General features: G+C 40.9%; 24 protein-coding genes and 1 tRNA gene. 10 read left to right on the forward strand and 15 right to left on the reverse strand.

Features of this window, described 5'->3' with window-relative positions:
- Positions 1–9: 9 nt before the first annotated feature.
- Both nth and QM959_RS02620 read right to left on the reverse strand, forming a co-directional pair.
- Positions 10–639, reverse strand: a complete 630-nt coding sequence (nth, locus tag QM959_RS02615; RefSeq protein ID WP_414371262.1) for an endonuclease III — start codon at positions 637–639, stop codon at positions 10–12.
- Positions 640–1182 (reverse strand): YceD family protein, encoded by a 543-nt coding sequence (locus QM959_RS02620; RefSeq protein ID WP_414371265.1) that lies wholly within the window; start codon positions 1180–1182, stop codon positions 640–642.
- Positions 1183–1350: 168 nt separating this feature from the next.
- On the opposite strand from QM959_RS02620, the gene QM959_RS02625 reads away from it, so the two are divergent.
- Positions 1351–1680, forward strand: a complete 330-nt coding sequence (locus tag QM959_RS02625; RefSeq protein ID WP_414371268.1) for a helicase BlpT — start codon at positions 1351–1353, stop codon at positions 1678–1680.
- A gap of 274 nt (positions 1681–1954) precedes the next feature.
- Positions 1955–3481, forward strand: coding sequence for an ATP-binding cassette domain-containing protein (locus QM959_RS02630; RefSeq protein WP_414371407.1), 1527 nt, complete (start codon positions 1955–1957; stop codon positions 3479–3481).
- 44 nt (positions 3482–3525) lie between these two features.
- Here the strand turns inward: QM959_RS02630 and htpX are convergent, their stop codons facing one another.
- Both htpX and QM959_RS02640 read right to left on the reverse strand, forming a co-directional pair.
- The gene (gene htpX / locus QM959_RS02635; RefSeq protein ID WP_414371271.1) at positions 3526–4425 is read right to left on the reverse strand and encodes a zinc metalloprotease HtpX; all 900 of its coding nucleotides are present in this window, start codon (positions 4423–4425) and stop codon (positions 3526–3528) included.
- A gap of 1 nt (position 4426) precedes the next feature.
- Positions 4427–4987 (reverse strand): LemA family protein, encoded by a 561-nt coding sequence (locus tag QM959_RS02640; protein WP_000219828.1) that lies wholly within the window; start codon positions 4985–4987, stop codon positions 4427–4429.
- A gap of 93 nt (positions 4988–5080) precedes the next feature.
- On the opposite strand from QM959_RS02640, the gene rsmG reads away from it, so the two are divergent.
- Entirely contained in the window at positions 5081–5794 is a 714-nt protein-coding gene (gene rsmG / locus QM959_RS02645) for a 16S rRNA (guanine(527)-N(7))-methyltransferase RsmG (protein ID WP_414371274.1), read from the forward strand.
- A 251-nt stretch (positions 5795–6045) separates the two neighbouring features.
- Positions 6046–7329: a uracil-xanthine permease family protein gene (locus QM959_RS02650; RefSeq protein WP_414371277.1), complete on the forward strand. Its 1284-nt coding sequence runs from the start codon at positions 6046–6048 to the stop codon at positions 7327–7329.
- Positions 7330–7528: 199 nt separating this feature from the next.
- Here QM959_RS02650 and ffh read toward each other — a convergent pair whose 3' ends face one another.
- The 3 genes from ffh to QM959_RS02665 form a co-directional block, all read right to left on the reverse strand.
- Complete coding sequence (ffh, locus tag QM959_RS02655; RefSeq protein ID WP_414371280.1) at positions 7529–9100, reverse strand: signal recognition particle protein; 1572 nt, start codon at positions 9098–9100, stop codon at positions 7529–7531.
- Positions 9101–9111: 11 nt separating this feature from the next.
- Entirely contained in the window at positions 9112–9444 is a 333-nt protein-coding gene (locus QM959_RS02660; protein WP_000402066.1) for a putative DNA-binding protein, read from the reverse strand.
- Positions 9445–9534: 90 nt separating this feature from the next.
- Positions 9535–9912, reverse strand: a complete 378-nt coding sequence (locus tag QM959_RS02665) for a DUF1934 domain-containing protein (RefSeq protein WP_414371283.1) — start codon at positions 9910–9912, stop codon at positions 9535–9537.
- Positions 9913–9983: 71 nt separating this feature from the next.
- On the opposite strand from QM959_RS02665, the gene QM959_RS02670 reads away from it, so the two are divergent.
- Complete coding sequence (locus QM959_RS02670) at positions 9984–11288, forward strand: HD domain-containing protein (protein WP_414371286.1); 1305 nt, start codon at positions 9984–9986, stop codon at positions 11286–11288.
- A gap of 12 nt (positions 11289–11300) precedes the next feature.
- Positions 11301–12107, forward strand: coding sequence for a sugar-phosphatase (yidA, locus tag QM959_RS02675; protein WP_247935386.1), 807 nt, complete (start codon positions 11301–11303; stop codon positions 12105–12107).
- Positions 12108–12467: 360 nt separating this feature from the next.
- On the opposite strand, the gene QM959_RS02680 is transcribed toward yidA, so the two are convergent.
- Entirely contained in the window at positions 12468–13064 is a 597-nt protein-coding gene (locus QM959_RS02680; protein WP_414371289.1) for a rhomboid family intramembrane serine protease, read from the reverse strand.
- A 184-nt stretch (positions 13065–13248) separates the two neighbouring features.
- Here QM959_RS02680 and QM959_RS02685 point away from each other — a divergent pair, with 184 nt between their 5' ends.
- A complete protein-coding gene (locus QM959_RS02685; protein WP_293920350.1) occupies positions 13249–13380 on the forward strand; it encodes a hypothetical protein in 132 nt (43 codons plus the stop codon).
- A gap of 37 nt (positions 13381–13417) precedes the next feature.
- Here QM959_RS02685 and QM959_RS02690 read toward each other — a convergent pair.
- The 6 genes from QM959_RS02690 to QM959_RS02715 all read right to left on the reverse strand — a co-directional run bounded on the left by QM959_RS02690 (position 13418) and on the right by QM959_RS02715 (position 15517).
- A tRNA-Arg gene (locus QM959_RS02690) sits at positions 13418–13489 on the reverse strand.
- A gap of 42 nt (positions 13490–13531) precedes the next feature.
- The gene (gene rplS, locus QM959_RS02695) at positions 13532–13879 is read right to left on the reverse strand and encodes a 50S ribosomal protein L19 (protein WP_001068669.1); all 348 of its coding nucleotides are present in this window, start codon (positions 13877–13879) and stop codon (positions 13532–13534) included.
- Between the two features lie 118 nt (positions 13880–13997).
- Positions 13998–14327 (reverse strand): fluoride efflux transporter CrcB, encoded by a 330-nt coding sequence (gene crcB / locus QM959_RS02700; protein ID WP_414371292.1) that lies wholly within the window; start codon positions 14325–14327, stop codon positions 13998–14000.
- The gene (gene crcB, locus QM959_RS02705) at positions 14321–14695 is read right to left on the reverse strand and encodes a fluoride efflux transporter CrcB (RefSeq protein WP_247935392.1); all 375 of its coding nucleotides are present in this window, start codon (positions 14693–14695) and stop codon (positions 14321–14323) included. Before crcB (QM959_RS02705) ends, crcB (QM959_RS02700) begins: the two co-directional genes overlap by 7 nt.
- Positions 14692–14958: a chorismate mutase gene (locus QM959_RS02710; protein WP_414371296.1), complete on the reverse strand. Its 267-nt coding sequence runs from the start codon at positions 14956–14958 to the stop codon at positions 14692–14694. The genes crcB (QM959_RS02705) and QM959_RS02710 overlap by 4 nt, the downstream gene beginning before the upstream one ends.
- A gap of 115 nt (positions 14959–15073) precedes the next feature.
- Positions 15074–15517, reverse strand: coding sequence for a flavodoxin (locus QM959_RS02715; RefSeq protein WP_001162125.1), 444 nt, complete (start codon positions 15515–15517; stop codon positions 15074–15076).
- A 103-nt stretch (positions 15518–15620) separates the two neighbouring features.
- Here QM959_RS02715 and QM959_RS02720 point away from each other — a divergent pair, with 103 nt between their 5' ends.
- The 3 genes from QM959_RS02720 to QM959_RS02730 all read left to right on the forward strand — a co-directional run bounded on the left by QM959_RS02720 (position 15621) and on the right by QM959_RS02730 (position 18390).
- Positions 15621–16556: a DHH family phosphoesterase gene (locus QM959_RS02720; protein WP_414371299.1), complete on the forward strand. Its 936-nt coding sequence runs from the start codon at positions 15621–15623 to the stop codon at positions 16554–16556.
- Positions 16557–16651: 95 nt separating this feature from the next.
- The gene (locus tag QM959_RS02725; protein WP_061824508.1) at positions 16652–16894 is read left to right on the forward strand and encodes a type B 50S ribosomal protein L31; all 243 of its coding nucleotides are present in this window, start codon (positions 16652–16654) and stop codon (positions 16892–16894) included.
- 122 nt (positions 16895–17016) lie between these two features.
- Positions 17017–18390, forward strand: coding sequence for an IS1182 family transposase (locus QM959_RS02730; RefSeq protein WP_414371302.1), 1374 nt, complete (start codon positions 17017–17019; stop codon positions 18388–18390).
- A 102-nt stretch (positions 18391–18492) separates the two neighbouring features.
- On the opposite strand, the gene QM959_RS02735 is transcribed toward QM959_RS02730, so the two are convergent.
- Entirely contained in the window at positions 18493–20175 is a 1683-nt protein-coding gene (locus tag QM959_RS02735) for an alpha-L-fucosidase (RefSeq protein WP_414371304.1), read from the reverse strand.
- Position 20176 lies beyond the last annotated feature (1 nt).

Raw genomic sequence — 20176 nt, forward strand, 5'->3', positions numbered from 1 at the left:
TGACTCATCTTATAAATTGCTAAAGTCATATAACTGTGGGTACTGGTCACACTCTGGATTTTTGGGATGACAGATAGCACGACCAAAGTAAATCATAGCCTGATGGGCTGCCAACCATTCTTCTGGTGGCAAGACATCCATGACACGTTTTTCGACCTCAAGGGGTGTAGCTGATTTTTTAACGATATCGTGGTGTTTACAGATACGCTCAACATGAGTATCTACCGCAAAAGCTGGAATACCGAATCCCACGCTCAAAACTACGTTAGCTGTTTTTCGGCCAACTCCTGCCAAACTCTCTAATTCTTCCCTAGTCTGAGGGACTTGACCGTCAAAATCATCCAGTAGTTGTTGGGCACATTTTTTGAGGAATTTAGCCTTATTGCGATAAAGGCCTAGGCGAGAAATATACGAAGCAATCTCACTCTCACTTGCATCTGCCATGGTTTGTGGGGTTGGAAAAGCTGCAAAAAGGCCAGGAGTAGCCTTGTTGACTGCCGCATCTGTCGTCTGAGCAGACAGCATAACAGCAACCAGAAGTTCAAAATGATTGCGAAAATCTAGACTTGGTTTTGCATCTGGAAAAAGAGCAATGATTTCCTCAATGACATGACGGGCACGTTTCTTGGATAAAACCATCTATTCGTCTCCGTCAAACAGTCCTTGCAAACCTGCAAAAGGACTATTTTCTTCTTTCTTGACTGCCTGTTGGGCTTGATACTCTTCCTCAGACATGATTTGCCAGTCATTTCCAGAAACAAATCCCTGACCAGCTTCTTCCTCAGCTGTTAAGACCTTGATTGGAATATTTAGCAAGATATTATCTGAGACACTTTCAGCCAGGTCGATTTCCCCATTTTCAATCGGCAAAACCAAGTCATCATCTAGAACATCTTGATCCAGTTGATTGGTAGCACCTTCCATAAAGACTTCCGTCACTGGATATGATTCATTCAATTCAACCGGCTCCATGCTACGGCTAGAGGCTAAGACGATTGTATAAGACAACTGATAATCTAGGAAAAACATAAGGTCTTCGTACTGAATTTTTCCTACAGCAACAATATCTTTTACATCTATAATTTCTTGATTACGGACACGCAAGTCAGCTGCTAAGTCTAAAGTTTGCTCAAAGTGCAAACCTTCAGGCTGCTTACGAATTTCTTGAATATTTAATTTCATACTTCCTCCATAAAGATTTACTCACTTGATTATACCATGAAAGAACCGCAAGCAAGGCAACTAAACTTTCAAAAAATCATTCTCTATTTTTTGATATGTTTATTATGACAATTTTATTTTTTGTGCTATACTATAGGCATCAATACATGAGCAAAGGAGGACGCTCATATGGAAGACAAAGAACTAATCTTAGAAGCTTATCAACTCATTTCCGAGTTAAACAAAGCTTACCAAACTTGTAAACAAGGATTGCCTGATGATCTGCGCTTGCAACAAAATATTGACGAGCTACTCAGACAACTTAAAAAAGCTGAGAAATTAGACAATGCTATCTTAATTGAACTGGAAAGCTTTTACCAACGGACTAGTCTTTTGATTGGACTTGGCTCACTAAAACTAAACGATCAATCTCGCGCTGCTTGGCGAAACTATGACAAGTTCCACTACGATCAAGTTAAGCACGTTTTAACACTCTATGGACCTGTTTTTGGTTTCTAGAAAGATTTGAATTTCTCATTTCTTTTGACAAAGTGTTCCAAAAGGTATAAAATAAACATAGTAATTTTTGGAGGTAAGGGAGACATGAACAACTAAGTCTATCAAATAAAGAACCTTTATTTAGTAGATCTTGTTTCTGTCTCTTTTTGTGTGCTCTTTTTTCTGCTGTTTTTTCAGCCCTTTTAAAAGAGGATTTTTTGACATAGACGATTGGCTCTACTAGGTAAAGTAGAGCTTTTGTTATGTATTATCCAAATTTAGAAAGGGAAACATGATGATAAAAATCAACCAGCTAACCATCACTCAAAATAAAGACCTACGAGACCTTATTTCCGATTTAAATATTACGATCCAAGACGGAGAAAAGGTCGCTATTATCGGCGAAGAAGGAAATGGAAAATCAACCTTACTTAAAACTTTAATGGGAGAAAGATTAGAGGATTTCACTATCAGGGGCGACATTCAATCTGACCTTCAGTCCCTGGCTCACATTCCCCAACATCTCCCTGAAAAATTGAAGAAAAAATCTCTACAGGACTACTTCTTTTTAGAGTCTGCTGATTTGGACTACAGTATTCTCTATCGTTTAGCTGAGGAATTGCAATTTGATAGCAGTCGTTTTGCTAGTGACCAAGAGATTGGTAGCCTATCGGGTGGCGAAGCTTTGAAAATTCAGCTCATCCATGAATTATCCAAACCCTTTGAGATTCTATTTTTAGATGAACCTTCAAATGACCTAGATCTTGAGACAGTTGATTGGCTAAAAATTCAGATTCAGAAGATCAGGCAGACCGTTATTTTCATTTCTCATGATGAAGACTTCCTCTCTCAAACTGCAGACACCATTATCCACTTGCGACTGGTCAAGCATCGAAAGGAAGCTGAAACCCTAGTCGAGCACTTAGACTATAATCGCTATAGTGAACAGAGAAAGGCTAACTTTGCCAGACAAAGCCAGCAAGCTGGTAACGACCAACGATCCTATGATAAAGCCATAGAAAAGCATCGCCGAGTCAAGCAAAAGGTAGAAACTGCACTTCGCAATACCAAAGATAGTACTGCCGGACGACTACTGGCTAAAAAGATGAAAAATGTTCTCTCCCAAGAAAAACGTTATGAAAAAGCAGCTCAATCGCTGACTCAAAAGCCACTTGAAGAAGAGCAAATCCAACTTTTCTTTTCAGATATAGAGCCATTAGCAGCTTCTAAAGTCTTACTTCGACTGGAAAAGGAGACTTTATGCATCGGCCAACGAATTTTGTCTCAAAAACTCCAACTAACTGTTTGGGGGCAAGATAAAATCGGCATCATCGGGCCAAATGGAATTGGCAAATCGACTCTGTTAGGCAAGTTACAACAACTACTAAGTGGCAAAAGTGAGATTTCACTTGGTGTTATGCCACAAGATTACCAAGAAACATTGCAATTGGATTTATCTCCAGTAGAATTTCTCAGCCAAACTGGACATAAAGAGGAACTACAGAAAATCCAATCCTTCCTAGCCAGTCTCAATTTCAGTTATCCAGAGATGCACCACAAGATTCACTCTTTATCTGGTGGTCAACAAGGTAAACTCCTTCTTTTGAATTTAGTTCTGCGTAAGCCAAACTTTCTCCTTCTGGATGAACCCACACGAAACTTTTCTCCAACTTCTCAACCTGAAATCAGAAAACTCTTTGCCAATTATCCTGGTGGTCTGGTCACTGTTTCACATGATCGACGTTTCTTAAAAGAAGTCTGTAGGAGTATCTATCGTTTGACAGAGAATGGTTTGGAAATAGTTGATTTACAAGATTTATAACTGTAGAAAATAGCAAACATCCAGAGAAAAATCTCTGGATGTTTTTACATATGTTGCAAACGCTCAATCCGTTCTGAGATTGGCGGATGGGTATAGAAGAGTTTTTGCAAGCCACCTCGTTTTTGAGGATCATTGATGTAAAGTGCACTGCTAGCATCATCTATATAACGACTCATAGGCTGACTATGGTCCAGCTTACGAAGGGCATTGATCATCCCTTGAGGATTACGAGTCAACTCTACACTTGAAGCATCTGCTAAAAATTCTCGTTGACGAGAGATGGCTAGTTGTACCAAGGTTGCTGCTAAGGGAGCCAAAACAATTGCTAGGAGAGAAACAACTAGCATAATAATTTCAAGTCCACCATTATCACGGTCATCACTTCTACGACCACGGCCTGCACCACCCCACCACATCATACGACCTGCCATACTAGACAAAAGGGTAATAGCACTTGCAAGGGCAACGGCAATAGTCGAAATACGAATATCGTAGTTACGAATATGACTAACCTCATGTCCCATAACAGCTTCCAGTTCTTCACGATTCATGATAGCTAGGAGACCTGACGTCGCAGCAACCGCCGCATTTTGAGGGTTAGAACCTGTCGCAAAGGCATTTAAGGCTGGATCATCAATGATGAAAACTCGGGGCATAGGGATCTGAGCGACCATAGCCATATCTTCCACTACATGGTAGAGGTCTGGTGCCGTTTGCTCATCCACCTCACGCGCTCCATTCATGGACATGACAATCTCTGTCGATTGAAAAATCATGGACAAGGCATAGATAAAGCCAATTATCAGTGCAATAACCAAACCACCAAGCCCCGACCGCATAAAGAGATAACCAACCGCATAGCCAACAAGAGCTAAGAGTAGGAAAAATACCAGCAACAAAATCCACGTTTTTCGTTTATTGCTTGCAATTTGATCAAACAGCATCTTAGTCACCTAAACCGCTAAAATCAACTTTAGGAACTGCCTTTTCCTCTTCTGGAGTTTGAAGGAAATCTGCTGCTTTAAATCCAAACATTCCAGCGATAATATTGCTTGGGAAAGTTTCTAATTTTACATTGTAGTTGCTGACAACACTGTTGTAGAGTTGACGAGAGTAAGAAATTTTATTTTCTGTGTTTGTCAACTCCTCTTGCAATTTAACAAAGTTGGCACTGGCTTTCAAATCTGGATAGCTTTCTGCAACTGCAAAAATACCTGAAACCTGACGAGTGAGGGCATCACTAGCTTTCATAGCTTCTGCTGGTGAAGTCGCTGCCGCCACTTGGTTACGCAGTTCTGCCACCTTTTCAAGAGTAGAACCTTCATACTTTGCATAACCTTTTACAGTCTCAATCAAGTTTGGCAAGAGGTCATTTCGACGCTTCAATTGAACATCAATCTGGCTCCAAGCCTCCTTTGTTTGCATACGATTCTTAACCAAACCGTTATAGCTAACAATCACAAAAATAACAACAAGAGCGATAACTCCTAGAATAATCCAAGTCATTATATAAGTCCTTTCTACTTTTAGATTAGTACCAGTATATCAAATTTTTAATGATTGTGGTAAAATAAGATGATACTAAAGAAGGAAATAACTATGAAACCAGAAACATTTTACAATTTGCTTGCCGAGCAAAATCTTCCACTTTCGGACCAGCAAAAAAAACAATTTGAACGCTATTTTGAGCTCTTGGTCGAGTGGAATGAAAAGATTAATTTAACAGCCATTACGGACAAGGAAGAAGTTTATCTCAAACATTTTTACGATTCGATTGCACCCATTCTTCAAGGTTTGATACCCAATGAAACTATCAAACTTCTGGATATCGGGGCTGGTGCAGGATTTCCTAGTCTACCGATGAAAATCCTCTATCCTCAGCTAGAGGTAACCATTATCGATTCTCTAAACAAGCGGATTAACTTCCTTCAGCTTCTGGCCGAGGAACTTAATTTAGAAGGAGTTCATTTCTACCATGGACGAGCTGAAGACTTTGCCCAAGACAAGAACTTCCGTGCTCAATATGATTTTGTAACGGCTCGTGCGGTTGCCCGTATGCAGGTTTTATCTGAATTAACTATTCCCTACCTTAAAGTTGGTGGCAAACTATTGGCACTCAAGGCAAGTAATGCACCTGAGGAATTACTCGAAGCCAAAAATGCCCTCAACCTCCTCTTCAGTAAAGTCGAAGACAATCTCAACTACGCCCTACCAAATGGAGATCCGCGTTATATCACAGTGGTAGAAAAGAAAAAAGAAACGCCAAACAAATATCCACGTAAGGCTGGCATGCCCAATAAACGCCCACTTTAGGTTATTTTAAAAAAAAATTCAAAAAATCAATCTCGCGTCTTTATTTCCTGGCTCGGGAAAAATTCGTTTACAAAACGAATTTTTTCTGCTATACTATCCTAAGCAAAGGTTTTTAATGACATCCCGTGAGGTGACGAAGACACAGAAATACTTGAAACTCTTTAAAGTCTAGATTTTAGAGAAGTCTTACTCTGAGGGCCTATTGCTGTAAAATAATGGGCTCTTTTTTGATGCCCAAAAGTGAGGTTTATATGAAACAAGAATCAACTGTTGATTTGTTACTCGACGTTGACCAACGTCCTTCTTTTGGTAAGGGGATACTACTCAGTTTCCAGCACGTTTTCGCCATGTTTGGTGCGACCATCTTGGTACCCTTGATTTTGGGAATGCCTGTATCTGTTGCCCTATTTGCTTCAGGTGTTGGAACACTCATCTACATGATCGCAACTGGTTTTAGAGTTCCAGTTTATCTAGGATCATCATTCGCCTTTATCACAGCTATGTCCCTAGCTATGAAAGAACTAGGAGGTGAAGTATCAGCTGCACAAACAGGGGTTATCCTTACAGGTTTTATCTATGTGCTTGTCGCTGCTGCTGTTCGTTTTGCAGGTACAAAATGGATTGATAAACTCTTGCCACCAATCATCATCGGACCTATGATCATCGTTATCGGTCTTGGACTTGCAAGTTCAGCTGTTACCAATGCTGGTCTTGTAGCTGATGGAAGTTGGAAAAATGCTCTTGTAGCAGTCGTTACTTTCTTGATTGCTGCCTTTATCAATACAAAAGGAAAAGGCTTCCTACGAATCATTCCATTCCTCTTTGCCATTATCGGTGGTTACCTCTTCGCACTAACTCTTGGCTTGGTTGACTTTACACCAGTTCTAAAAGCTAACTGGTTTGAAATTCCTGGTTTCTACTTGCCATTTAGCACAGGTGGTGCCTTTAAAGAGTACAATCTTTACTTTGGTCCAGAAACCATAGCTATCTTGCCAATCGCTATCGTAACAATTTCTGAACACATCGGAGACCATACTGTTTTGGGTCAAATCTGTGGTCGTCAATTCTTGAAAGAACCAGGTCTTCACCGTACTCTTCTTGGTGACGGTATCGCAACTTCTGTTTCTGCCTTCCTTGGTGGACCAGCCAATACAACTTACGGAGAAAATACAGGGGTTATCGGTATGACTCGTATCGCTTCTGTCTCAGTTATCCGTAACGCTGCCTTTATCGCGATTGCCCTTAGCTTCCTTGGTAAATTTACTGCCTTGATTTCAACTATTCCAAACGCTGTACTTGGTGGTATGTCAATCCTTCTCTATGGTGTTATCGCAAGCAACGGTTTGAAAGTCTTGATCAAAGAACGTGTTGATTTTGGTCAAATGCGTAACCTTATCATCGCAAGTGCCATGTTGGTCCTTGGACTTGGAGGAGCTATCCTTAAACTTGGTCCAGTTACACTTTCAGGTACTGCCCTATCAGCCATGACAGGAATCATCTTGAACTTAATCTTGCCATACGAAAATAAAGACTAATACTCTTCGAAAATCAAATTCAAACCACGTCAACGTTGCCTTGCCGTACTCAAGTACAGCCTGCGGCTAGTTTCCTAGTTTGCTCTTTGATTTTCATTGAGTATAAGAGTCTAAATACATCAAAACGAGCATTTCCAACTACGGAAGTGCTCGTTTTTCTTCTTTCTAAAAAAGGAAAGCCCTGCGGCCTTCCTTTGTCTTACTTGCGTTTCTTCTTCGCTTTTTTCATTTTGTTAGCCATACGTTTCATGGACTGTTTCATGGCAAATTCACCGATTTTACCTTTGAGTCCACCACCAAACATCTGGCTCATATCTGGCATTCCTGCTCCTCCGAGAGCTGATAAGTCAGGCATACCACCTTGTCCCATCATTCCTTCAAGGGCAGACATATCCATTCCTCCCATATTTGGCATATTTTTAGGAAGGTTGTTTGGATTGATTCCCATTTGCTTCATCATCTTGTTCATATCTCCAGACATGACACCCTGCATGAGTTGTTTGGCCTGATTAAAGTCTTTAATGAATTTATTGACTTCAACAAATGTATTTCCAGACCCAGCAGCGATACGACGGCGACGGCTAGGATTTAACAAATCTGGATTTTCACGTTCTTCAGGTGTCATGGAAGACACAATAGCACGTTTGCGAGCAATTTGGCGCTCATCTACCTTCATGTTTTGAAGGGCTGGATTATTAGCCATACCTGGAATCATCTTGAGCAAGTCTTCCATTGGCCCCATGTTTTGCACCTGATCCAACTGATCAATGAAATCATTGAAATCAAAGGTGTTTTCGCGCATCTTCTCAGCCATTTCAAGGGCTTTTTGCTCATCGTATTCTTGAGAAGCTTTCTCAATCAAGGTCAGCATATCCCCCATACCAAGGATACGGCTAGACATGCGGTCTGGGTGGAAGGTTTCGATATCTGTAATCTTTTCACCTGTACCAGTGAACTTGATTGGTTTTCCAGTAATGTGACGAACAGACAGAGCCGCACCACCACGAGTATCCCCATCAATCTTGGTAAGGATGACCCCAGTCACTTCCAACTGAGCATTAAACTCACGCGCAACATTGGCCGCTTCTTGACCAATCATGGCATCAACGACAAGGAGGATTTCATTTGGTTGAGCCAGTGCTTTCACGTCACGAAGCTCATTCATCAAAAGCTCATCAATCTGCAAACGACCTGCTGTATCAATCAAGACATAATCATTATGGTTGGCTTGGGCTTGTTCCAAACCTTGACGGACAATCTCAACCGCAGGAACTTCTGTTCCAAGTGCAAAGACAGGCACATCAATTTGTTGCCCCAAGGTTTTAAGCTGATCAATGGCAGCAGGACGATAGATATCCGCCGCAATCATCAAAGGACGGGCATTTTCTTCTTTCTTGAGTTTGTTGGCCAATTTACCAGCAAAGGTTGTTTTACCAGCCCCTTGCAAACCAACCATCATGATGATTGTAGGAATCTTAGGAGACTTGATAATCTCAGCCGTATCAGAACCTAGAACGGCTGTCAATTCCTCATCAACGATTTTGATAATCTGTTGCGCTGGATTAAGGGTATCAATGACCTCATGTCCGACCGCACGCTCACGAACTTTCTTGATAAACTCCTTCACCACAGGTAAGGCAACGTCGGCCTCAAGCAAGGCCAAGCGAATCTCTTTGGTTGCCTCTTGGACATCAGCCTCTGAGATTTTTCCTTTTTTACGTAGATTTTTAAAGACGTTCTGCAAACGTTCTGTTAAACTTTCAAATGCCATGTTTCTTCCTCTTATTCTCTATTATCAATGCTTGTTAAAATTTCTATCTGCTCCTGCAGAAAGTCATCCTTGGGATAGCGCTCCAAAATCTGGTCAAAAATCTGACTGCGGACAATGTAGTCCGAGTACATGTGCAATTTCATCTCATAATCTTCCAGAATCTTTTCTGTTCGCTTGATATTGTCGTAAACAGCCTGACGACTGACACCGAACTCTTCAGCAATCTCAGCAAGGCTGTAATCATCAGCGTAGTAGAGCTCTATATAATTCATTTGCTTATCTGTCAAAAGCGCTGCATAAAATTCAAAGAGCGCATTCATACGATTGGTTTTTTCGATTTCCATAACTTTTATTATACCAAAAAATAGCCTAATCTACCAGACTAGGAAGCCAATCCAAGAAGATAGCCAGGTAAATTTGAAAAAGACATGAGCCTAACCCCAAGTAATTTCCAATTGATAGCTGGCAAAGGGGTGTCCCTCTTGATTTTGTAGTTGATAGTCTAAATAGATCTTTTGTCCATCCACTTGATAACGATTCGTTTGGATGATAAACTCCTGCATGCCCATAGGTGTCGGAATATAGGCTAAACTATCGCTATCCTTTAGAAAGCGCATAATGGTCTTGGGATTGGAAAAACGGCTCATCATCAACTCTTGACCATGAAATTTAATGACTACTTTTTCCTTTTCCTCATTATAAAAAAGCAGGTAGCTATAATCTCCCTTTTCATGCACTTCCACGTCATAAAGCTGGTCAATCACTTCCAACTGCTCATCAAACTGAATCGTATTTCGCATCCGAATTTTCACATCAAGTCCTCTTTCTTGTCTCTTGTCCTACTATTTTACCAAAAAGAGCAGGATTTTGCTATAATGGTCATATGAACGAAAAAGTATTCCGTGACCCTGTTCACAACTACATCCATGTTAATAATCAAATCATCTATGACTTGATTAATACAAAAGAATTTCAACGCTTGCGCCGGATCAAGCAACTAGGAACTTCCAGTTATACCTTCCACGGTGGGGAGCACAGTCGTTTTTCCCACTGCTTAGGAGTCTATGAGATTGCACGACGCATCACAGAGATTTTTGAAGAAAAATATCCTGAGGAATGGAATCCTGCCGAGTCTCTCTTAACCATGACTGCAGCCCTGCTTCATGACCTAGGACACGGTGCCTATTCGCATACTTTTGAAAATCTCTTTGACACAAATCATGAGGCGATTACGCAGGAAATTATCCAAAGTCCTGAGACGGAGATTCACCAAGTCCTGCTACAAGTGGCACCAGATTTTCCAGAAAAGGTAGCCAGTGTTATCGACCATACCTATCCTAACAAGCAGGTCGTGCAACTCATTTCTAGTCAGATTGATGCAGACCGCATGGACTATCTCTTGCGCGATTCCTATTTTACGGGAGCATCTTATGGGGAATTTGACCTGACTCGAATCCTCCGAGTTATTCGTCCTGTCGAAAATGGTATTGCCTTTCAGCGCAATGGCATGCACGCCATCGAAGACTACGTCCTCAGTCGCTATCAGATGTATATGCAGGTCTATTTCCATCCTGCAACACGCGCTATGGAAGTCCTCCTACAGAATCTCCTAAAACGCGCCAAGGAGCTCTATCCTGAAGAAAAAGATTTCTTTGCACGAACTTCTCCACACCTCCTCCCTTTCTTTGAAAAAAAGGTGACCTTGACTGACTATCTGGCTCTGGATGATGGTGTCATGAATACCTACTTCCAGCTCTGGATGACCAGTCCTGACAAGATTCTCGCAGACTTGTCGCAACGTTTTGTCAACCGCAAGGTCTTTAAATCCATCACCTTTTCACAAGAGGATCAAGACCAACTCGCCAGCATGAGAAAATTGGTTGAAGACATTGGCTTTGATCCAGACTACTACACTGCCATTCATAAGAACTTTGACCTTCCTTATGATATTTATCGTCCCGAATCTGAAAATCCACGGACACAGATTGAGATTTTACAGAAAAATGGAGAGCTGGCAGAACTCTCTAGCCTGTCTCCTATCGTCCAATCCCTTGCTGGCAGTCGTCACGGAGATAATCGCTTTTATTTTCCAAAAGAAATGTTGGAACAAAATAGCATCTTTGCAAGCATCACCCAGCAATTTTTACACTTGATCGAAAACGATCATTTTAAACCAAATAAAAACTAAAAGAGGAACTATATGAGTATTAAACTAATCGCCGTCGATATCGATGGAACCCTTGTCAACAGTCAAAAGAAAATCACTCCTGAGGTCTTTGCAGCTATCCAAGATGCCAAAGAAGCTGGTGTCAAAGTCGTGATTGCAACTGGCCGTCCCATTGCAGGTGTTGCCAAACTTTTAGACGAATTAAACTTAAGAGATGAGGGGGACTATGTAGTGACCTTCAACGGTGCCCTTGTTCAAGAAACTGCTACAGGACATGAAATTATTAGTGAATCCTTGACTTATGAAGACTATCTAGATATGGAATTCCTCAGTCGCAAACTTGGTGTCCACATGCATGCTATTACCAAGGATGGCATCTACACAGCCAATCGTAATATCGGAAAATACACTGTACACGAATCAACCCTCGTCAGCATGCCTATCTTCTATCGTACACCTGAAGAAATGGCTGATAAGGAAATCGTCAAATGTATGTTTATTGATGAACCAGAGATTCTCGATGCTGCGATTGAAAAGATTCCAGATGAATTTTACGAACGCTACTCTATTAACAAATCTGCTCCTTTCTACCTCGAACTCCTTAAAAAGAATGTAGATAAGGGTTCAGCTATTACTCACTTAGCTGAAAAACTAGGATTGACCAAAGATGAAACCATGGCTATCGGGGACGAAGAAAATGACCGCGCCATGCTGGAAGTCGTTGGTAATCCAGTTGTCATGGAAAATGGAAATCCAGAAATCAAAAAAATCGCCAAATACATCACTAAAACTAACGATGAATCTGGCGTCGCCCACGCTATTCGTACATGGGTACTGTAAAAGGAAAGAATAGACGAAAACCGCTCAGCTGAGCGGTTTTTGATAACTAATTACTGCCCCCTACATGAATTTGTAAGAAATTTTCATATTGAAAATAAACAAAAATGTTGAAATATAGCTGATTCTAGGGAAATACTTTTAGGTATTTTCAATGTCAGGATTTAAAAATGGGGCAAAAGTGGGGCAGCTGAACAGCTGTTTTAATTGTAGAAATATATCCCATCGTGTCTCCCTTTTACCGTTATAAAATCACCCTTTGCGCAATGACAAAAGGTGATTTCTTCATTGATATAGAATATTATATGTCGCAATAATGGAAGAGTCAAGGATACAGGATGAAAACCTCGCTCAAGAGCCGGTTTAATAGTCGGTTGTCCTTCTTAAGTTTTTACTTCCTATAAAAACCAAAAGGTAACTAGCAATTCCTGAAAGATGCAAGAAGGTCGAGATCCATCCGGTGATTATTGGTAAAAGCATCAGGCTAGCTAGAAGGATTAAGAAAAGATAATACAGTTTTACGGTGCATGAAAATTCTTTCCAAATATTCGGTAAAAGTATGACTCCTCCAGTTATAAAAGCATAGCCAACCGCAGAAATCCCCGTCGCCTGAATTTTTTGCCCCTGTGTTAAGAAGTGAAAGGCGATGGAAGAGATGACTGTCGCGGTAACAAAAACAAGCAAGACATGTTTGGAGCCTCTTTTCCTTTCCAGTAGTCCGCCAAAAGGTAGAATCATGAGCCCATTTAAAAATAGATGTACCCATAAAAACCAGAGGGGGGCTCCTTTACTTCCATGCATCAAGGTTCCACTCATATACTGCCAATAATAAACCGGTTTTGAATGAAAGGCCAATAGGTCGTACATAGCATTCCCATAAATAGAAGTGAGAATTCCTAACAATAAACAAATGAAAGTTAAAGTACTGACAACTGGGTAGGTTTTGAGGATGTTTTTCATATTGCTAATTCTCTTCTATATACTTCTAATTTTTTCAGTTCTTCATCTATGTCTATTATACTACACTTCGATTCTAATTTCCCATTTTATGCTCACCTTCAAAGACAATAGATATTAAACAAGAAAATGCCAGTAGATGTAGTTGTAGATGAAAATCCAGATCGGTTTCCAAGCGGAGTAATGGATGATTGGTAATGAAGAAAGGGTGTTGATACATTCAAGTTATTATCATACTGAGGAAGATGGAACAACAAAACAAGATGAGTTCAGTGCAACTAAGCAACCGGAAGAACTGAAGAATAAGATTATACAATAGAAAAGCGAGGTTACCCTCGTTTTTTTATTGATTTAGATACCCCCTGCAGGAATCGAACCTGCAACTACTCCTTAGGAGGGAGTTGTTATATCCATTGAACTAAGGGAGCTAGATAAAAACTCTGCTGAAAAAGCAGAGTTTTTTAGTCGAATTAACGACGGATTTCTTTGATACGAGCTGCCTTACCTTGAAGAGCACGCAAGTAGTACAATTTCGCACGACGTACTTTACCGTAACGAACAACTTCGATTTTTTCAACACGTGGAGTGTGGATTGGGAAGATACGCTCAACACCTACACCGTTAGAGATTTTACGAACTGTGTAGTTTTCTGAGATGCCAGCACCTTTACGTGCGATAACAACACCTTCAAAAATCTGAATACGTTCACGGTTACCTTCGACAACTTTCGCGTGTACACGAACAGTGTCACCAGGACGGAATGATGGGATATCTGTACGAAGTTGACCTTCAGTCAAGCTTTGGATTAATGGATTCATTATATTCTCCTATCTTTGTCAATCTTGAGGAATCTTCCTCAGCGGATAAACTGTATTTTTGTGCGTCCACTACACACAAGATACAGTTTACCAAATTTCCACAAAAAAGTAAAGAAATTTATAGCAGAATTCCTAAAAAAATCGCAATCAAACCACCTAGGTAGGTCAAAGTCAGGTAAGAATAAAAGACCTTCCTATCGCTTAGCAGTCTTTGAAGTTCGTCATTCAAGGTCGAAAAAGTTGTTAAACCTCCGCAAAAGCCTGTTGCTAGAATAGCATAGACTTCCTTGGCTTCCACATGATTGTAGAAAATTCCAATCAAAAAACAACCTAGAAGATTGGCTATAAGCGTTCCGAGGGGCAATTTAGAAGCTTGATTATAGCGGGAAAAGAAATAGCGCACTAAAGCTCCGCAGCCACAAGCGATTGCAAGATAGACGATTACCATTTCTTCCTCCCCAAATAATAAGCCAAAAGCAGACCTCCACCGATACTCAAAAGCAAATACATGATCAAACTAAGATAACGCCCTGTATCCAGCAGTTTTACAGCATCAAGCATTAGACTGGAAAAGGTTGTTAAACCTCCACAAAAGCCTGTCCCCAGTGCTAAAACCAAGCCTTTACTGCTTCCCTTATATACCAGATAGCCTTTTACCAGATAGACCAAGCAGAAAATTCCTATATAGTTGACAAGAAGGGTTCCCCAAGGAAATTCTGGACTAGCTGGCAACCAAGAAGAAACAAAGTAGCGGACAAGTCCGCCAAACATAGCAGCTAGAAAAATCCCTAGCGGATAAAATTGTTCTTTTTTCATTTGATATTTTGATCCTGATAATCACGCGAACGTTTGAGTATGTCCGAAAACGTTGCGACAATAGTCTCCTGATAGCGCTTGTCCTCTACACGACTCCTAACCTTCTCAAAAATAACTGCTTCTCTCTTGGTATCTAAAATCGGTTTATCCGAAGCCTTCTTATAAGCGACAACCCCTTCAACTAAGTGCATTCGTTCTTCTAATAGTTTGACAATTTGGTCGTCAATTTGATCAATTTCTTGACGAATTCTATCTAAATCCATACAGTCTCCTCCTTTATTTGAATTATTGTATCAAAAAGCTACTAAATAGGCTAGTAAAATTCCAACTTATAATAAGAAAAATGCACTGATTGATTGCATCAGCGCACGTTCATGCTTATCCTACTTTAGCAGCCAATTCTTCTGCGAATTGTTCCAAGCGTTCAATGTCTTCTTCCTCAGCAGAAAGATCAACTTTAACGCATTCTGAGCCTTTTTCTGCTCCTGTCGCTACAAAGACACGATCAAAGTCATCAACAGCCTTACAGAATTCATCGTAGAAGGTATCTCCTGAGCCGACCACTCCGTAGATTTTGCCATTCAAGTTGAGATCTGCTAGGTCTTCGTAGAAGTCCATCATCTCATCTGGCAATTCTCCATCACCATAAGTATAGGTCGCAACGATAGCGATGTCTGCTTCCAAGAAGTCTGAAGCGTCAACAGTTGTACATTCATCAACATCGACATCCAATCCCAAGTCACGTAATTTGTCTGCTACAATATCTGCAATTTCTTCGGTATTACCGGTCATACTGGCAAATACAATTTTTGCTAATGCCATATCGTCCTCCTCAATTTATCTTTCTCCATTATATCACATCTTTTTCATTTTAAAAATAAAAATTCTTGTGCTACAATGAAATGAGAAAGAATTGAGGTTATTTATGGAAATTTGCCATCACATTTTAGAAAAAATCAAAGAATACGACACGATTATCATTCATCGTCATATGAAACCAGACCCAGATGCCTTAGGAAGTCAAGTGGGTTTGAAAGCTCTTCTCAAACATCATTTCCCAGAAAAAACCATCAAAGTCGTAGGTTTTAATGAACCCACTCTTACTTGGATGGCTGAAATGGATCTTGTTGAAGATAGTGCCTACCAAGGCGCCCTTGTCATCGTCTGTGATACGGCGAATACTGCTCGTATCGATGATAAGCGCTATAGTAAAGGTGATTTTCTCATTAAGATTGACCACCATCCAAATGATGATGTATATGGTGACCTATCTTGGGTGGATACTAATTCAAGTAGCGCTAGTGAGATGATTACCCTATTTGCCCAAACAACTCAACTGGCCTTGTCAGATCGAGCTGCTGAGTTGCTCTTTGCAGGAATTGTTGGTGATACAGGTCGCTTCCTCTACCCTTCTACCACTGCACGGACTCTTCGCCTTGCTGCTTATTTGAGAGAGCATAACTTTGACTTTGCGGCTCTCACTCGTAAAATGGACACTATGAGCTACAAAATCGCTAAACTTCAAGGCTACATCTACGACCATCTGGAAGTTGATGAAAATGGTGCAGCGCGCGTTATCCTGAGTCAAGAAATCTTGAAACAATTCGATGTCACCGATGCTGAAACTGCAGCCATTGTCGGTGCTCCTGGACGCATTGATAGTGTCAGTCTCTGGGGAATTTTTGTGGAGCAGGCTGATGGCCACTACCGCGTTCGCTTACGCAGTAAAATTCATCCTATCAATGAAATCGCCAAGGAACATAATGGCGGAGGCCACCCTCTAGCAAGCGGTGCCAATTCCTATAGCCTGGAAGAAAACGAAATCATCTACCAAAAGTTAAAAAACTTGCTTAAAAACTGATAAAATACTTGCCAAACTTTTCAGAATCTGATAGACTAGTATGGTAACAATCTATGGCTCGCAAAGAGACCATGGCAGAAAGGAAATATTGCAAAATGAAAAAAGATATCCATCCAGAGTATCGCCCAGTTGTCTTCATGGACACAACTACTGGTTACCAATTCCTTAGCGGTTCAACAAAATGCTCTAACGAAACAGTTGAGTTCGAAGGCGAAACTTACCCATTGATCCGTGTGGAAATTTCATCAGACTCACACCCATTCTACACTGGACGTCAAAAGTTCACTCAAGCAGATGGACGCGTGGATCGTTTCAACAAAAAATACGGTCTCAAATAATGATAAAAAGACAGCTTCGGCTGTTCAGATTGAAGACAAAGTCCTTAGAACACAAGTTTCTAAGGGCTTTTCTTTTTGTAAAGTCGTATAATAGAGGTAAGAAAAGTTGTGAGGTGTTCCCTATGTTTCACAAAGAAAAACCTGATTATAACCGTAAGCAATATGGTTTCTATACAATAGACGAATTGGTCCCAAAAGATCACTTTCTTCGACAAGTTGATTCAAAAGTTGATTTTGACTTTATCTATGATTTAGTAAAAGATACCTATAGTCCAGATAAGGGTCGTCCTAGTCTTGATCCCGTCATGTTAGTCAAAATTCCTTTGATTAAATGTTTTTATGGAATCCGTTCCATGCGCCAAACCATTAAAGAGATTGAAGTTAACGTGGCCTATCGTTGGTTTCTTGGACTAACTTTAGATGATAAGGTCCCTCATTTTACTACCTATGGAAAGAATTACAGCCGTCGTTTTCAAGATAAAGAACTCATTTCTGAGATTTTTTCCCAAGTTCTCAACCAAGCTTTGTATGCTGGCTTAATTGATCCTTCTGAAATATTTGTGGATGGTACCCATATCAAAGCGGCGGCTAATAGTCACAAGTATCGTAAGGAAATGGTAGACCAACAAGCTAAGTTTATGAGTGAACAATTGGAAGTTGAGATTGATTTAGATAGGAAAAAACACGCAAAAAAGTCCTTAAAGCCCGCAAAAGAAAGTGAGGCTAAAGAAAAGAAAATTTCAACGACAGATCCCGAGTGTGGTTGGTTTCACAAGGGAGAACACAAGGAAGTATTTGCCTATTCTGCCCAAGTTGCTTGCGATAAGCATGGTTGGGCCTTAGCTTATACGGTTGAAGCGGGAAATGTTCATGATAGTCAGGCTTTCCCTGCTCTTTTCTCAAAGTTAGAACCTTTCTCCCCACGCTATATTATTGCGGATGCAGGCTACAAGACCCCAGCTATTGCCCATTATTTATTAGACCGTAACATCATCCCTGTTTTTCCTTATACTCGTCCAAAGGGAGTAAAGGGGAACTTAAGGCCTAGTCATTTTGTTTATGATGCAAGTTATGATCATTATGTTTGTCCAGAGAATCAAGTATTAAGCTATCGCACAACCACTCGAGAAGGCTACCGTGAGTATAAGAGTAATCCCAAAGTATGTGTTGCCTGTCCTTTATTATCCGTTTGTACCCAAAGCAAGAATTTTCAAAAAGTAGTAACGAGACATGTCTGGAAAGATGCTCTTGAATTTTGTGAGGAGATTCGTCACCAAAGAGAAATGAAGGAACTCTATAAGAAGCGCAAAGAAACTATTGAACGACTCTTTGGGACGGCTAAGGAATACCATAACTTGAGATACACTAGAGAGAAAGGAAAGTCCAAAATGGAGGATAAAGTTGGGCTTACTTTGGCGTGTTTAAATATTAAAAAATTAGTGAAATGGATAGAGAATATCTCTTTTTATTTTTCTCAAATTCAGATTTTGGGATAGATTAGTAGGTGATAAGACAAAATATTTTTGAAAAGCAAAAAAGACAAATGCCAAAAATGACGTTTGTCTTCAATCTGAGAACCTTTGCAAAGGTTCTTTATTTTATGAAACTTGAACTTGAGCTTGATCAGCCAGTTGTCCATCAACAGTCAGATTCAGATAGAAATCTAAGGTCTTATCAGCAGCAAAATACAGGGTTGGTAGGCACAAATCTTTTTTGCTTTCCCCTACTTGGAATTGAAGGACTTGGATTTCATCCTGATAGGCGACACCATGGACACCTGTCCCCGGTTGAATCGAAATCTTAGCTTCCAAAAGAGTATTACTTTCGCTACGTTCAATCCTAAAATGAAGAGTCTCTCCCTTTGCTACAGCCAGACTTTTTTCTGCAAATGCTAGCCCCTGAACAACTTCTTTTTTTGATAAGCTAGGAGTTTTATAGAGGGAAATCTTGGTCAATACAGGCATAGATTGTGCCTCTGTAATCATCACGCGCACCTTCTGTGCCTCTACTAGCGGACCTCGCAGGAGACGCTTATGACCAACTGTAAAGCCCATTCCAAATTCTTGCCAGACACCATCCACCTCGACTTGAACATGAAAAGCAGCGATTCGTTGCCCTAGCTTCAAATCTTCTCTTAACTCAATTACATCAAAAGTTTTAGGAGATCCTAGGTCGAGTTCCAGCTGGATTGGCAAGCCTACATCGCTTGCCCAAGAGCTGGTCTCAAGGCCATCTGTTAGATGATAACAGGCAAAGTCTGCGGAAAGAGCAGGACCAGATACCTCAGCTCCCAGAGCCAAATCTTCTTTATAGAGCTCATTGCGATAGGTCGCAAATTCATAAAGTCGTTCAATATCCTTTGCATCAAAGAGCCCATCTTTATTCGGCGGAATATTGAGTAAGAGTGGGGTTCCCCGACCCACCGAATGAAAGTAGATTTCGGCCAATTCCTCAAGAGACTTAGGATCCTGCTCCTCATGGTAGAACCAGCCCGGCCGAATGGATACATCTGCCTCACCGATTGAAAAAATCGTGCCCGAAGAATCTCCATGCTGAAGATAGTCCAGCTCTGCTTCTGTTCCTAGTTTGTCAGGATTCACCTTTTGCCATAGGGGATCACCTGCATACCCTCGTTCATTGCCAATCCAGCGGATACTGGTGCCCTCTGTTGAAAAAATCAAGCAATCGCCCTGCAGGTCACGAATGGTTTCAAACCATTTTTCAAATTCATAATTGACCTTTTGAGCGCCCTCTCCTCTAGCACCATCCATCCACACCTCAGCAAATTTTCCTCTATTTCCATAGGCAGGATTTGATAAGATTTCCTTCAGCTGAGCCAGATAATAGGCATTGTAGTCCGCTTCTCGGTCCACATGATAGAGAGGACTGTGGGCATCCCAGGGTGATAGGTAGACCCCCATATCCATATCAAATTCTGTAGCAGCTTGGGATACTTCAAGGAGCAAGTCTCCCTCGCCATTCTTCCAAGGACTGGCCTTAACCGAATAATCTGTGTAAGCTGTCGGATAAAGGATAAAGCCATCGTGGTGCTTGACCACCAAAATCAACTTTTTAAAGCCTGTTTCCTTGAGCACGCGAACCCATTCACGCGCATCTAGCTGTGTCGGGTTAAAGCGTTCAGGATCCTCCTGACCTGTCCCCCATTCCTGATCATAAAAGGTATTGGGACCAAAATGGATAAAAGCTGCTAGTTCATCCTCTAGATAAGCTAGCTGGGCCTGACTAGGCAAGGGGCCATGCGGTTTTATTTCTCTTACCATA

The sequence above is a fragment of the Streptococcus mitis genome, assembly GCF_047459985.1.
GTDB lineage: Bacteria > Bacillota > Bacilli > Lactobacillales > Streptococcaceae > Streptococcus > Streptococcus mitis_DZ.